This window comes from Paenibacillus sp. J22P277 (assembly GCF_059383675.1).
Map to the genome: position 1 here is coordinate 748,613 of NZ_JBXENS010000005.1, position 14,543 is coordinate 763,155.

At 55.9% G+C, this 14,543-nt stretch carries 11 protein-coding genes; 10 read left to right on the forward strand and 1 reads right to left on the reverse strand.

Features of this window, described 5'->3' with window-relative positions:
- The first annotated feature begins 75 nt into the window (after positions 1–75).
- The 6 genes from AC50YL_RS20525 to AC50YL_RS20550 all read left to right on the forward strand — a co-directional run bounded on the left by AC50YL_RS20525 (position 76) and on the right by AC50YL_RS20550 (position 9,494).
- A complete protein-coding gene (locus AC50YL_RS20525; protein ID WP_494834330.1) occupies positions 76–1,824 on the forward strand; it encodes a cache domain-containing sensor histidine kinase in 1,749 nt (582 codons plus the stop codon).
- Positions 1,802–3,226 carry a response regulator transcription factor gene (locus tag AC50YL_RS20530; RefSeq protein ID WP_494834331.1) on the forward strand — a complete coding sequence of 475 codons (1,425 nt, stop codon included), beginning with the start codon at positions 1,802–1,804 and terminating at the stop codon, positions 3,224–3,226. The genes AC50YL_RS20525 and AC50YL_RS20530 overlap by 23 nt, the downstream gene beginning before the upstream one ends.
- A gap of 258 nt (positions 3,227–3,484) precedes the next feature.
- Positions 3,485–4,756 carry an alpha-L-fucosidase gene (locus tag AC50YL_RS20535; RefSeq protein ID WP_494834332.1) on the forward strand — a complete coding sequence of 424 codons (1,272 nt, stop codon included), beginning with the start codon at positions 3,485–3,487 and terminating at the stop codon, positions 4,754–4,756.
- A 34-nt stretch (positions 4,757–4,790) separates the two neighbouring features.
- A complete protein-coding gene (locus AC50YL_RS20540) occupies positions 4,791–5,951 on the forward strand; it encodes an NAD(P)-binding domain-containing protein (RefSeq protein ID WP_494834333.1) in 1,161 nt (386 codons plus the stop codon).
- Between the two features lie 223 nt (positions 5,952–6,174).
- On the forward strand, positions 6,175–7,401 hold the full coding sequence (locus AC50YL_RS20545) for an MFS transporter (RefSeq protein WP_494834335.1): 1,227 nt from the start codon (positions 6,175–6,177) through the stop codon (positions 7,399–7,401).
- Positions 7,402–7,460: 59 nt separating this feature from the next.
- Positions 7,461–9,494 (forward strand): alpha-amylase family protein, encoded by a 2,034-nt coding sequence (locus tag AC50YL_RS20550; protein ID WP_494834336.1) that lies wholly within the window; start codon positions 7,461–7,463, stop codon positions 9,492–9,494.
- A gap of 198 nt (positions 9,495–9,692) precedes the next feature.
- Here AC50YL_RS20550 and AC50YL_RS20555 read toward each other — a convergent pair whose 3' ends face one another.
- Positions 9,693–10,604, reverse strand: a complete 912-nt coding sequence (locus tag AC50YL_RS20555) for a LysR family transcriptional regulator (protein WP_494834337.1) — start codon at positions 10,602–10,604, stop codon at positions 9,693–9,695.
- Positions 10,605–10,811: 207 nt separating this feature from the next.
- Here AC50YL_RS20555 and AC50YL_RS20560 point away from each other — a divergent pair, with 207 nt between their 5' ends.
- The 4 genes from AC50YL_RS20560 (at position 10,812) to AC50YL_RS20575 (ending at position 14,327) form a co-directional block, all read left to right on the forward strand.
- Entirely contained in the window at positions 10,812–11,303 is a 492-nt protein-coding gene (locus AC50YL_RS20560) for a DinB family protein (RefSeq protein WP_494834338.1), read from the forward strand.
- The gene (locus tag AC50YL_RS20565) at positions 11,300–11,698 is read left to right on the forward strand and encodes a nuclear transport factor 2 family protein (protein ID WP_494834339.1); all 399 of its coding nucleotides are present in this window, start codon (positions 11,300–11,302) and stop codon (positions 11,696–11,698) included. Before AC50YL_RS20560 ends, AC50YL_RS20565 begins: the two co-directional genes overlap by 4 nt.
- Positions 11,699–11,884: 186 nt before the next feature.
- Positions 11,885–13,078 carry a sugar efflux transporter gene (locus AC50YL_RS20570; protein ID WP_494834340.1) on the forward strand — a complete coding sequence of 398 codons (1,194 nt, stop codon included), beginning with the start codon at positions 11,885–11,887 and terminating at the stop codon, positions 13,076–13,078.
- A 244-nt stretch (positions 13,079–13,322) separates the two neighbouring features.
- Positions 13,323–14,327 carry an LLM class flavin-dependent oxidoreductase gene (locus AC50YL_RS20575; protein WP_494834341.1) on the forward strand — a complete coding sequence of 335 codons (1,005 nt, stop codon included), beginning with the start codon at positions 13,323–13,325 and terminating at the stop codon, positions 14,325–14,327.
- Positions 14,328–14,543: the final 216 nt, after the last annotated feature.

Genomic DNA, 14,543 nt, shown 5'->3' on the forward strand with positions numbered 1-14,543 from the left:
GCGGTCCGGTATTTTGAGGCCGCTCTTCCGTATTTGCTTTTCGTCCAATTCCGGCAGGGGAAGGTGAGCGGAGATTTGAAAACGCTTTTATACATGTTGAAGGGTCCTCGCTCGCTCAAGAACAAGCTGATCGCCGTGCTGCTTTCCAGCACGCTGATTCCGCTCGCTTTGGTCGGTGCTATCTCCTACTATACGATTTACTCCATCCTGGAGCACAAAATCGAAGACGGCATCCGCAGCAATCTCAGCCAAACGGCGCAGTCGCTGGACACGTCGCTGGGCAACCTCAAGTACGTCTCGCAGCAGCTGTCGCTGGACGGCAGCGTCGGCCAGAACCTGTCCGAGTATTTGACGACCTCCGATTTATACGAGAAAAAACTGCGGCGCGCCCAGATCGTCGACGAGCTGAATTTAATCAGCTTTTCCAATCCGAATCTGAGCATGGTCTGTTACTATACGCCGAACGACCGGAGAGTGCTCTTTCCCAATTACTGTCCGGCCTCCGGGCTCGATCTGTCCGGCCTGCCGGTATTCGACGATTACGCCGACAACGGGGGATTCGCCTATTACGGGCCTTACAACTCGCTCGCTTCCACCGGCCAGAAGGTATTGTCCATCGCCCGCAAGGTCCAGATCGAGAACGACACGCTCTATATTTATATCGAGACATCCGTGGAAGATATATTCGGCGATCAGGAAGCGGCCGGAGGCAGCCTGCTCATCGTGGATCACACCGGATACATCACGTATACCGGTTCGAAGTCGTTCACGGTCGGAAGCAAGTTCTCGGCGGAAAGTCCCCAGCTTGGCGATTATCTGTTTACCGAGGAGAGCAAGCAGGGCTGGAGCGTGGGCAGCGTCATTCCGAAGGCGGAATATAATCGCGAGATCAATCAGTGGCTGCTGCGGTTCTTCGTGCTCGGAGGCTCCTCGCTCGTCGTCAGCGTGCTGTTCGCATGGATGATCTGGCGGACGGTCTACCGCCCGCTGCGAAGCCTCAACCGGGAGATCGTGCTGATCTCCCGGAGCGATTTTCTGTCGCCGGTGAAGTTCACCGACGTGAAGGAATTCGATTTTCTGCTGATGCGGTTTCAGGATATGCGGGCGCGGATTCGCGACCTGCTTCGCGAAGTGAGGGATAAGGAGAAGCGCAAGGCCGCGATGGAAGTCGAAAAATTGATGTACCAGATCAATCCGCATTTTACGCATAATACGCTGGATACGATCCGCTGGCTGGCGCGGATGGAGGGCCATGACGAGATCGACCGCCTCGTCTCCACGCTGAACCGGGTCTTGTATTATAATTTGGGCAAAGGCAAAATCGCCACGATCGAGGATGAGATCGGCGCGCTCGGCCATTACGTGTCGCTGCAGCAAATCCGCTATAACTTCCAGTTCGATGTGCGGATCGACACCGATCCGCATGTCCGGGACGCGCTCATTCCGCGCTTTATTTTGCAGCCGTTGGCGGAAAACGCGCTTTATCACGGCGGCATGGCCGACGACGGCGTCATTCGCGTGACGATCAGCCCGGATGACGACGGCCGCATCGTTATCCGCGTCACCGACAACGGCACCGGCATGGACGAAGCGACGATCGGCCGGCTGATGACGCTCGACAATCAGCCCGAAGAGGGCAACCGCGGGTCGAGATCGGGCATGGGCATCGGCATTAACTACGTGCGGCGGATGATCGATTTTCAATTCGGCGAGCGGGCCGAATTCCGGATCGAGAGCGAGATCGGCCGCGGGACGACGATACGGATTCGCATTCCTTACGAGCGAAAGGAGCCGGACAACGATGAACGTGCTGATCGTGGATGACGACCATTTGGTGCGCAAGGGAATCGTTTCGCTTATGCCGTGGGACGACTTCGGCCTGAAGGTAATGGGCGAGGCGGAGAACGGCAAGAAGGCGCTGCAATTTCTCGAGGACCATCCCGTCGATCTGATCATGACGGATATCGCCATGCCGACCATGTCCGGGATCGATCTGCTCCGCCAGCTGCGGGAGCGCTACCCCGGCATCTGGGTAGTCATGTTGACCTTCTACCAGGATTTCGAATACGTCCAGGAGGCGCTGCGCCTGGGAGCCATCGATTACATCGCCAAGGTGGAGCTGGAGAAGGACAATATGTACGACATATTGGGCCGGATCATGCGGCGGATCGCCGAGGCCGGGGAGAAGGCGGCGGCCGCCCCGTCCATCTACCGCGCGGCGGGGCAAGCGATGCCGGAAGTATCCGAACGGGCGCTGCTGTTTGCCGCGTTGACGCCGGACCGCCCGGACTTTCTCGGCGCATTGCTTCCGCCGGAGCAGCAGCATGCGGTCAGCGAGATCGATCGCGACGTCTGGCTGCTCTCGGAGATGAATCCGATGCGGGAGGACGAGATCATCGACCGGATGTTCGGCCAGATGGGCTTGGCCGGCAAGTGGGCGGTCATCCGGGCGGGCGGGATCCGCGACTACAATCGCAACCGGCTATGGAAGCTGATGGCGGACTACGCCAAGCACGACTTTTTCTATGCGTACCGGCATGGACGCAACGTGTACGACATCGAGCTCGATGCGCTCGAAAAGGAGAAGCCTCCGCTCCCGGAGAAGGAACTGTACGAGCTGCGCGAGCGCTGGTCGTCGCTGGAGCTGGTGTACGACGAATCGCGATTTGCCCGGCTGGTGGCCGATCTGGAGGAGGCGCGCCCGTCCAATGACAAGCTCGAGAGCATGTTCTACTGGATTCTCGTGCAGTGGGAGAACTACGTTCCGCTCGACCCGACGGTCCTGTTCGACAGCTCCAAGCTGCGCTTCTGGGTCGACTGGCTCGGCTGGCTGAACCATGTGCGCCAGGAGATTCGCGGCGCCTTCCTCGGCAATCATTACTCCGACGATATGATGGCGGGGATGATGAGGGCGGTCGATTATATCAACCGCAACATCAGCCTCGACCTGAAGCTGACGGAGGTGGCGGTGGACGTCCATATCAGCCGCAGTTATTTCAGCGAATGCTTCAAGAATATCACCGGCAAGACATTCAACGAATACGTCCGCGACGCGCGCATCGACTACTCGAAGACGCTGCTCAGCCAGACGAACGAGCCGATCTACCGCATTGCCGAGAAATGCGGCTATCCGGACGAAAAATATTTCAGCAAGGTGTTCCGCAAAAAGGTCGGCGTGCTGCCGAGCGAGGTCCGCAAGCGCAAGCAGGAAGCGAGTCAGCACTGATGCCGGCGAACGAATGGTCCTCCGGCTTTTGGCTTCGTTTCTCGCATGCCTAAGCTTAGAGGATGCAATTCCGCACGAAGAAAGGGGGAAATATGCCCTTTCTTTCTTTTTTGCCCGGATATGGGCCGCAAGGAAGGATGTTCTTCTCCCCAAGCGACGATGAATGCCGCATGGGGCTGCCGTCCGTTCGCTGTATAATTTGGATACGATGCGCCGCCGGCGCGCCTTGGAATTGCGCACGAATGAGGGAGGCTTTCCATGATACCGCGATTTGGAGACGACAGAGACGTCTTTTTCGAGAGACGCTTCGGCTTGTTTATTCACTGGGGGCTGTATGCGATCCCGGCCTGGCACGAACAGATCTTGTGGCGCGGCAAAGGGATGATGAAGCGCAAGGAATACGAGCAGCTGATTCATCAATTCAATCCGGTCCGCTTCGATCCCGACGCCTGGATCGACATGGCCGAGGCCGCCGGAATGCAGTATATCTGCTTCACGACCAAGCATCACGACGGCTTCTGCATGTGGGATACGAAGCATACCGACTACAACGTCATGAACAGCCCGTACGGCAAAGATATTCTCGGCCAGCTGGCCGAGGCGTGCAGCAGAAGAAATTTCCCGCTCAGTCTCTATTACTCTTGCCCGGACTGGCATCATCCGAACTACCCGAACCTCGGCAGGCACCACGAGATGTTCGGACCGCGTCCCGGCGACGACCACGATATCGACAAGTATTACGACTTCGTCCGCAATCAGGCGGAGGAGCTGTGCACCAAGTACGGCAGCATCTATCAGTTCTTCTGGGACGTCAACGTGGCCGGCCGCCTCGACCCTAGCCTGAACGAGATGTTGCGCAAGCTGCAGCCCGGCATCCTGATCAACGACCGCGGGCCGAGTCCCGGCGATTACAGCACGCCGGAGCGGGTCGTACCCGAAGGCAACGAATTCCGCAAGCCGACCGAGGCCGTGCAGTCGCTAGGACGCGAGAGCTGGGGCTACAAGTCGGACGAGGATTACTATACGCACAAGTACATCATGCAGAGCATCGACAAAATTTTGGCCATGGGCGGCAACTTCCTGCTGAACGTCGGGCCGCAGGCCGACGGCACCTTCCCTCCGCAGAGCGTGAAGAGTCTAGAGCGGATTGGCCGCTGGTACCAAGCGATCAAGGAATCGTTCTTCGGCACGTTCCCGGCATCGTCGCTGGTGTTCAAGGACGAGATCGTCACTTCGGAGGGCAGCCGGATCGAGCGCGATCATGTGCTGGCTACGAAAAACGGGCACGTCCTGTATATTCACCTGTACCGCGACACGCAGACGAACGCCGTCGTCCTGAAGCCTTGGGATGTCGCTCCGAAGAAGGCGACCGTGTTAAATAACGGACAACCCCTTGACGTCGGCGTGGCATTTACGCCATGGTATTGGAGAGACAAGCCTTATTTGCGCATTCGCAATTTGCCCGTCAACGAAATGGCCGGCGAAGTACTGGTGTTGAAGCTTGAATTTGACGAGGCACTCAGCGAATGAGAGCGCTTGCAAACGTAAACGGGAGGGATAAGGAATGAAAGTCGGATTTGTCGGTTTGGGCAACATGGGATTTCCAATGGCGATTAATTTAATGAAAGCGGGCTTCGAGGTGTACGGGAAGAACCGCAGCCAAGGCAAAGAGCGGGAGTTTGCCGCCAAGGGGGGCCGTACGGGATTGTCGCTGGCCGAACTGGCCGCGCGGATGGACGTCGTCCTGACCTGCCTCCCGCTGCCAGCGGACGTCGAGGACGTCTACTCCGGCGCCGAGGGATTGATCGCGAACGCCCGCAAAGGTCTTGTGCTGCTCGATTGCAGCACCGTATCGCCGGAACTGAGCCGCAAGCTGTACGCTCAGGCCGCCGAGGCCGGCATCGATTTCCTCGATGCGCCGGTCAGCGGCGGTACGACCGGCGCCGAAGCCGGAACGCTCAGCGTCATGGTCGGCGGCAGCGAGGACGCGTACAACCGCATTCGCGGCGTGCTCGAGGCGTTCGGCAAGTCGATCAGCTTCGTCGGCGATGCGGGGAGCGGTTCCGCGGTCAAGCTGATCAACCAGCTGATGGTCGGCATTCACACGCTCGCGGTCGGCGAAGCGTACGCGCTGGCGCAGCAGGCGGAACTGGATGCCGACAAGCTGTTCGGCATCTTGAACAATAGCTTTGCCCAAAGCAAAATCATGGAGCGTCATTATACGCAATTTATCGCCAAGGACGCCTTCCAGCCGGGCTTCGCCCTGAAACTGCTTGCCAAGGATATGAATCTGGCTGCGGATATGGGAGCTGCATCCCAGGTGCGGCTGAATGCCGGCAAGCGGGCGCAGGCGCTGATCAATCAGGCGGTGCTCGAAGGTTACGGGGACACGGATATGTCCGGCATGTACAAGTACCAGGTAACGGAGGACCGGAAGCGCAGGGAGTCTGGCGAACGCAAGCACTTCGCCGTATTCCTGCCGATGCTCGATGCGGAGAAGAGCGTCAAATACCGCGCGGAGCACCTGCAATTCCTGGCCGATAACCGCGCGGCGGGCAGGCTTCACGCCAACGGCCGCTTCGTCGACGGCGCCGGCGGCCTGGTCATCTACCGCGGCTCCTCCCTCGAAGAGGTGGAGAGCCTGGTCAAGCAGGATCCGTACGTCAAGCTCGGCGCGCGCGGCTACGACATTCACGAATGGGAGATCGTGCTGGCGGATAACTAATCGATCAGCGGCACTTTCCGCCGCGCAGTAGGCTTAGGCTGGATTTCGCCGCTCTTTCGGCGCACTCCGGCGCAGCCTGCCGCGCGGCAGTTTTTTGCCCGCGGGCGGGACGAGCGCGCAGCTGCCGGCCTCTGCCCGCGGCGGAGAACGCTTTTTCGCATGATTGTCCTTTATCGGATTGCAACCGGAACAAGTCCGAGAAGCGGTTGGGAGGCACCTCGAGATGGAAAGCGGCATGAAGCAGCCGGCTCCGACCAGCAACAGGCTGTCCAAGGACGCGTCGCTGACGCTGGTGCTGCAGGGGCTGTTCACCTTCGCTTACGCGTTGTCGAACACCTTCCTGAACCTGTACCTGTGGCGGCTGACAGAGAGTCTTTGGGTGAACGGAACGTATAACTTTATCGTATTCTTGGCGACGGCGGGAGGTTTTCTCGTCAGCGGAAGAATGACCAAGCGGCTCGGCAAAATGCCCGTATTTCGCATCGGCATCGGCCTTTTTTCCGTCTTTTACCTGCTGGTCATTACGCTGCAGTCGCAGGTTGTGGCCTATTATCCGCTGTTCGCTTTATTTCTCGGCATCGCCACGGGCTTCTACTGGATCGGGTATTGGACGCTTACCTACGAGGCTTCCGGCGAGGGCAACCGGCTTCGCTTCATCGGATTGAGTTCGGTCGTATCTACCTTCTCCAATCTGACCGCTCCGCTCGTATCGGCCGGCATCTTCCTGTTGCTCCCCGGCAATCCGGGCTATATCGTCATCTTCGCGCTGGCCTTCCTGTTCTACCTGCTCACGGGGCTGCTCAGCCGCCGGATCCAAAATGTCGTGCCGGCGCGCAAAACCTACTACCTCCGTCATATGGCGATCGTCTTCAGGCGCGATCCGAACTATCGCAAGGCGATATTCGGCAACCTGCTCTTCGGCGTCCGCCAGGGCGTTCAACTGCTGCTGCCCGTGCTGCTGCTCTATCAGGCGTTCAAGGAAGAGGACCGAATCGGCTTGCTGAATGCCATGCTGTCGTTCTTTTCGATCGTGGCCAGCTATCTGTTCTCGCATTTCGCCAAGGATACCCGGATCCGCTCCTACCTGACGTGGGGAGCCGCGCTGATGACGATAGGCGCGTGCCTGCTGCTGGGGGGCTTGTCGCCCTGGACGGCCGTCGGCTTCATGATTGCTTGCTCGATCGGCAATCCGATCGTGCAGACGGCGCTTGACGGGTACAATTACAAGCTGATCGGCAAGCTGCCGCTGCGCGGAGAGATGCGGGTGGAGGGGCTGGTTCTTCGCGAGGTATGCTGGAACATCGGCCGCGCGGTCTCGATGATGCTTCTGCTGCTGGCGTCCGGCAGCGTGACCGGGATGCGGATGGCCGTCATCGTTGTTTCCATCATGGCGTCTCAGCTGGTTTTGGCGGCATTGGTCGAGAAACCCGGGCGCAGCGTCCTGCGTTAGCGTGGGAGCGGACGGCATGAAATCGAATCAGACTACTGTTCAAGATGGGAGATGAAACGATGACCCAACTTTGGTGGAAGCAGCCGACGCGCGTTATTCAGACGAATTTGCAGGTTCGCGATACGGCCATGATCGAGCCGCGCAGGCTCGCGAGACAGATACGGGAAATGGGCGCAAACGTCCTTGTCTTTAATGTAGGCGGCATTTACGCCTGGTATCCGACGAAAGTGCCCTATCATTATCAGAACGAATTTTTGCCGCAGGACCGCGATCTGCTGGCCGAGGTGATCGAAGCCTGCCACAGCTTAGGCATCCGGTTCGTAGCGCGTTTCGACTTCAGCAAGGCGGATGACGGCATTTACCAGAGAAGGCCGCAGTGGTTCGTGAAAAACCGCAGCGGAGAGCCTCACGTTACGGGCAGTCTACGGCCGGGACCGTGGTCGCTGCTCATGTCGACCTGCATCAATGCGCCTTACCGGAACGAAGGCGTCGCCATTCCGGTGCTGGACGAAGTGCTGTTGGGCTACGACATCGACGGCATCTTCTTTAATGCGCCGCAGTACCTGGAATGTTACTGCGATTTCTGCCGCCGCAAGTACCGAACCCGCTACGGGCGCGATCTGCCCGAGTCCGCGGACCGGTTCGATCCGGACTGGGCTTCCTCCAGCCTGAAGGACAACATGCGCCTCATCTACGGCTTCGTGAAAGAAAAGGCGCCTGATCTGCCCATGATTCTGTATTACTTCTATAAAGACAATCTGCTTGCGCGCGCCGAGACAAGCGACATCATGTGCACGGAGGCGCAGAACGTGCTGTCGAAGGGCCAAAAGGAGGCGCCGGAGTTCTGGGTGCCGGCGGCCAATGTCAAGATCGGCCGCACGCTGCCGGACAAGCCTCCGGCGTTCGGGATCGTGCACTCCAGCCCGGGCATGGATTGGCGGCATACCGGTCTGCCGCCGGCGGAATATTTGTTCTGGATGAGCCAAGTGCCCGCGCACGGCGGTCAAATCTGGCATTCGTTGACCGGGATTCCGGACACGATCACGGACAATCGAATCTTGACCTCCGTGACGCGGATCAACGAAATGATCAAGAAGTACGAGCCGTATTTGCATGAATCGGTCCCGTACTCGCAGGTGGCGCTCATGTGGGAGTCGGAGACGACGAGCGAGGATTGGGCGGACGGACTGCTGAATACGCAGGTGCCGTTCGATCTGCTGCTCGCGGAGCAGGCATCGCCGGAACGGCTGAAGCCTTATTCGCTGGTCATCGTCCCGGACGGCTTCTCGCTGACGCCGCTGTTCGTGCGTGATCTGCTTGGATATGCCGCGCAAGGGGGCCGCGTCATCTTCGAAGGTCCGATCGACGAAGGTTATCCCGAGCTGTACGAGCTGCTCGGGATCGAGCGGGACACGTCCGCCTCGGGCGAAGCGCTGACCGCATCTTATCTCAGGTTCGAGGGAGCCGACAATCCGCTGCAGCGGCAGCTTGAGGAAACGGCGCTCGTACCGCATCGCGGCAAAGTCGTCTACTGCACGCCGCTGCCGAACACAAATGTGCTGGCGACGCTGGTGCCGCCGTTCTCGCCGATGGAGAGCGTAGGCTCGCCCCCGGAGCGGGCATCGCTGGCGGCTGAACGGACCGATCTGCCGCTCGTCTGCGAGTCCGCCTTCGGACAGGGCAAGGCGGTCTATCTGCCTTTTTCGCTGAGCGGGTTGATCAGCCGGTATAAGCTGCCCGACCACTACGTGCTGCTGGCCAATCTGGTCGATATGCTGTTCGGCGAGGACAGATGGATTCGCGTCAGCTCCTATCTGGGGCTGCAGGTGGCGGCGTTCCGCAAGGAAGGCCAGTATCTCGTCAACCTCGTTAACGGCACGGGACGCCGGCCGCTGGCGGTCAATGTGCCGCTGCGCGGCGTACGGGTTGAATTAAACCTGTCGGCGGACGAGGCGCGGCGAGTGAAGGGCGTCCGGCTGTTGATGTCGGACAGACCGGCCGCGTATAAGCTGGACGGCAGCAGGTTGACCGTGGAGCTGGACGAGCTGACGATCTGGGAAAGCATGCTTGTGGAGCTGGCAAGCGAAACGTGAAATTTGCTCGAACGTCAATCGAAGCGGTCTGCCAAGCAATCGCGGACTGACAACGAGCATGCGCCTGTTACGCCCGTATTTTTCATATCATCTCAAGAAAATAAGCTGTAGCTCTAATAGAGCCACAGCTTATTTTCTGTCGGAGATCCACGATAACATCGATCCCCTCGTTCTACCAATACTGCAACATCGCCATTTTTACCCTGACGACCGCGTGGAAATCTTCCTTGCGCTTTGAATGAAAGACTGCAATTGGTCGATAAATAGTTTCGCGGCTTGCCCCATGAATTTGTCCGTTCGATATAGGACGCAAATATCCTGGCTTGGCGTAGGATGGAGCAGCGTTACCGCTGCAATGGTATCGCGATTCAGGTAATCCAGCAGCAGTCGGGGAAGAATTGCCGCTCCTATCCCTTGTTCGAGCAGCGACAGCAGCGTCGATAACGTCGAGGTTACGATTGGATTGTCGATGGCAATCCCTTTTTCTTGACAGCAGGAATGGATGACTTTCGTAATCTGATGCTCCGGACCGAACATGACCATCTTAAGCTGCCGTAACTGTTCGAAGGGGATCGCCTTCGATTTTGCAACCGGGTGATCCGATCGGATGGCCAAAGCAAATTCCTCGCGGAACAAAGGAATGATGGTTATACGCTCATCCGGTTTGGCGGGTACCGTCGTAACTCCAAGGTCTCTGATGCCGTTTACGACCTGTTCATACACGGCCGTGGATTCCGTGACGCTGATTGAAAGCTTGGGATATGCCCGGTGGAAGTCGACAAGCAACGCATCGAACAGCAAATCCCCGTCGCCCGGGAGAATCCCGATATCCAGCTTGCCGCCTTCCATCGATTTGAGATCTGAAATCGCCCCGCGAATATAATCGATCCGTTCAAAGATGAGCTGGCTTTGCTCCAACAAGATCCTGCCCGCTTCTGTCGGCGCGATCCGCTTGCCGATGCGATCGAACAGAGGAAGCCCCAGCTCGTTCTCCAAAAACTTGATCTGCTGGCTAAGATTCGACTGCGTGGTACATAGATTCTCGGCAGCCCTGGAGAAATGCATCTCCCTATATACGGCGGCAAAATATTCAAGTTGTCTAAGCTCCATTCGCAGCACGGCCTCCCCTACGATTTATTGCCTACGTTTCATTATATCGGCAGCTTGCTGCAGATTCCAATTCCCCCCGAATGACGATCATTACTGAAAACGATCGTTACCATCGGAATTACGTGATTGTTGGGTTAGGCAAGCGGGGATACACTTGGTTTACGAAAGGCGAAACACATTCACCACCATACGGGAGGCGTTTCAAGTATGACACATGCGATCATTCACACGGGTAAAGTTCTGCATCAAGTCGTTATCGGGCAGCTTCAAGGAATTACGGAGGAACATCTCGACATTCAACCAAGAGGATTCAATAATACAATCCGATGGAATGCCGGTCACATGGTCTATTGGATGGATAAGTACTCCGCCCTTTGCTTCGGATCTCCGTCCGCAATTCCGGATAGCTACGAAGCGTTGTTCAACTCCGGAACAAAGCCTTCGGGTTGGACGACGGCTCCTCCATCGAAAGAAGAACTGGTACGGATGTTGGTCGCGCAGCTTTCCCGTCTATCCGAACTAACGCCGGAAATGCTGGACGAGAAGCTGCGATCGCCGTACGAATTCGGACCGTTCCAATTCCATACAGCCGGCGAGCTGTTTAACTTCGCCCTGATTCACGAAGCCATACACCTTGGCATCGTTTCGAGCCAGCTTAAATCCTCGATCTCGAAAGAAAAGGGGATCGATACGCTATGAAGCCGGATCAAGTGCTGCAATTATATTTCCTGAATATGGTCGATATAGACAAAGCCGTCAGCTATGTACACAGCGATGCTACGTTTATCGCGGCATTCGAGAAGGAGACGGACAGGCATCACTTTTATGGAACGTATTACGGGATCGAAGGCGTAAGGACGTTATTGTCCAAGTTCCGGAAAGATCTCGATCCCCAAGAATTCGAGATCCATAAAGTACTCGCTGATAAAAGCACCGTTTTTGCTTGGGGAAGATTTAAGCATCGTATCAGGCCTACCAATAAAATGTTTGAAAGCCATTGGGCGGTGGTTTGCGAAGTGGAAGACGGCAAGATCAAGTATTTCCGGGGCTTTGAAGATACGGGTGCCTTGGAGGCCTCTTTTATTGGGGTTTGATCTGGAAGGAAGGTAGAGGAGAGCCATCATTTACTTGATGGCTCTTCTTTGCGATCGCATTCCCGACGATTTCAAAAGCAATGTAAGAGGAATAGGCAATCATTCGCGACAATTTAGATATCGGGCTCCATATCGCTTGTTACATAATAAGGCTTAAGAACAATTATCGAAAGAAGGAACGACAACATGTATTTACGCATCAAAAACCTTTTTACGATCAAGGGTTATCGTTTATTCGTCTTCTGCATGCTGCTCATAGGAATCGGGATTTCGATTACTTCCCCGTACTTATCCTTATACTGCACGGAAGTGCTTGGCATGAGCACGGGCACGTTCGGCGTATTCATGGCGGTCAGCTCCTTAAGCGGCGTAGCGGTAAACTCTCTGGTCGCTAAGCGCTCGGAGAACGGAATGGATCGAAAATGGATTATTGTTACGGCCACGCTTTCATCTGCCGTCGGCTACTTGTCTTATTTGCTGTTTCGAAATTTCTATATCCTGCTGGTCGTTGTTACGCTACTCAATGGACTAGGCGCGGCTACGATTCCACAACTGTATGCCAGTGCGCACGAAGCGGCTAATGCCGGCAAATCCGATGACAAGACGTTCGCGATCTCTACGATGCGTTCGCTTGTTTCACTCGGATTTTTATTAGGACCTTTAGGCGGGGCCGTGCTTTTGGGTGCGCTCTCGTATAAAGGGTTGTTTTGGGGAACGGCCGTTATCTATCTGGTCATAGCCGTTTCTGTCATGCTGTTCCTGCAAAGCGGGTTTCATAGGAGCACAAGGAAAAACAATGCGAAGCGCGTCTCGCCGTTTCGCAATAAAGAGTTTCGGCAACCGATGATCGCTTTTATCTTATTGTTCGCCGTCAATGCCATCAACAGTATCAATACGCCTTTGTTCATCGTGAATGAGCTTGAGGGAACGCATGCCGAGGTTGGACTGGTGGTAAGCGTTTGTGCAGGTTTGGAGATTCCCATCATGATCGTGTTAGGGGCGTTGAACAGGAAAATATCCAACCATATGCTGATGATCGGCGGATGCATCATTGCCATGCTCTATTTCTTGATCTTAAGCGTATCCAACCATTCCTGGGAGTTGATCGCAGCGCAGCTTCTGCAGGCGACATTCGTCGCTATCGTCATGGGGAACGGTCTGAGTTATTTTACGGGCCTGCTGCCCAATGCTCCGGGAATCGCCACGACGTTCTATGCCAACAGCTCGACGCTTGGAAGGCTGGCGGGAAGTTTAGGGGGCGGATTTATTGCTCAATATATCGGGTTTCGCTATGTGAACGGAGTGTGTCTGGCCGTTGCTGCTCTCGCGTTCATCATCTTTTGGAGATCAAGACCCTTGATATCCCGGAACGTAATTTAATCGAATGATATCGGCTGTAGACATTATGTTCCTCCAAAAACGCCTCACTATTCGCACAAAGTCAAGCAATTTGTGCACTAATGCACCTATCGTCGTCATTTGGTCATTGAAGCGATTCCGTTTCCGATTATAATCAGTTGTGCAACCACGCATCAATATGCATTCTCAGGGCGCCATTTGATAGCGATAAACAGCTGCAGCTATTTTTCAACATTTCGGCCACAATGACTTCGAGGTGAACATCATGTTAAAACTTGGAATTTTAGACCAATCTCTTGTCGGAGAGGGCTACACCGCCATCGAGACCCTTGCAACCACTACCCGCTTGGCCATTGAAGCCGATAATATGGGGTACTCCCGATATTGGGTTTCCGAGCATCATGGCTCCAAAGGACTCGCTCACTCCAGTCCGGAGGTGCTCATCGGTTATCTCGCTTCGCATACAAACCGGATTCGCGTCGGCTCTGGCGGTATTATGATGCCCCATTACAGCGCATATAAGGTTGCCGAGAACTTTAAGCTGTTGGAAGCTCTGTACCCCGGCCGAATCGATTTAGGCATCGGTCACGCAACCGGCAGTCTTCCCTTGGCAACAAGCGTTCTTCAAGAAGGGCGCCAACCGGAAAATGACTATTCCCAACAGGTCGCTGATCTCGTTGCTTATCTGCATGATGCCGTGCCGGCAAATCATCGTTTTCCGGATCTTGTTACTTCTCCTTCGGTGCCGACCGCACCGGAGCTGTGGTTGCTTGGTTCAAGCGGCAAAACGGCCGAGCTTGCTGCCGAGGCAGGCGCTTCTTATGCGTTTGCCCACTTTATTATTTTTGCTGCGGGCGGCCCTGAAGCTACCGCGTTGTATCGCGAGCAATTTAAGCCTACTGTGATGAAGAGCAAGTCGCAATCGTTGGCTGCCGTCATCGTTATCTGCGCCGACACGGAACAGGAAGCGCGGAAACTGGATTCCAGCGTCGGTTTATATTACCAAGAACTAGCAAAGGGCAAGGAAATCCCATTCTTCCCTACGGTCGAAACGGCCGAACGCTACCCTTACACGGTTGAAGAACTCGAGAAACTTAAAAGCGGTCGCGCAAAACGAGTGGTCGGCAATCCCGAGCAAGTTAAGCAAGGACTCACGAAGCTGGCCGAGGAGTACCAGGCCCATGAATTGCTCCTGTTATCGCCTATTCATGATTTTGAAGCCAGATTACGATCTTATCAACTCATTGCAAAAGCTTTTGGAATGAAATAAACAGGCTCAATCGAAATCTGCAACGAAAAACGAACTGCATTCTCCTGCAGTTCGTTTTTCGTTTGCGAAAATTCGACAGCAATTTTAAGAATCATGCCGTCGCAGGCATCTTGCGAGCAGCCGTCTGCGCGGGTGCTTCAGCAGATCATCCAGCGCATGGGACCAGCCGCGGTAAAAGTACTTATCGCCGGGGAGACCGGCGGAAGGCCGACAGTG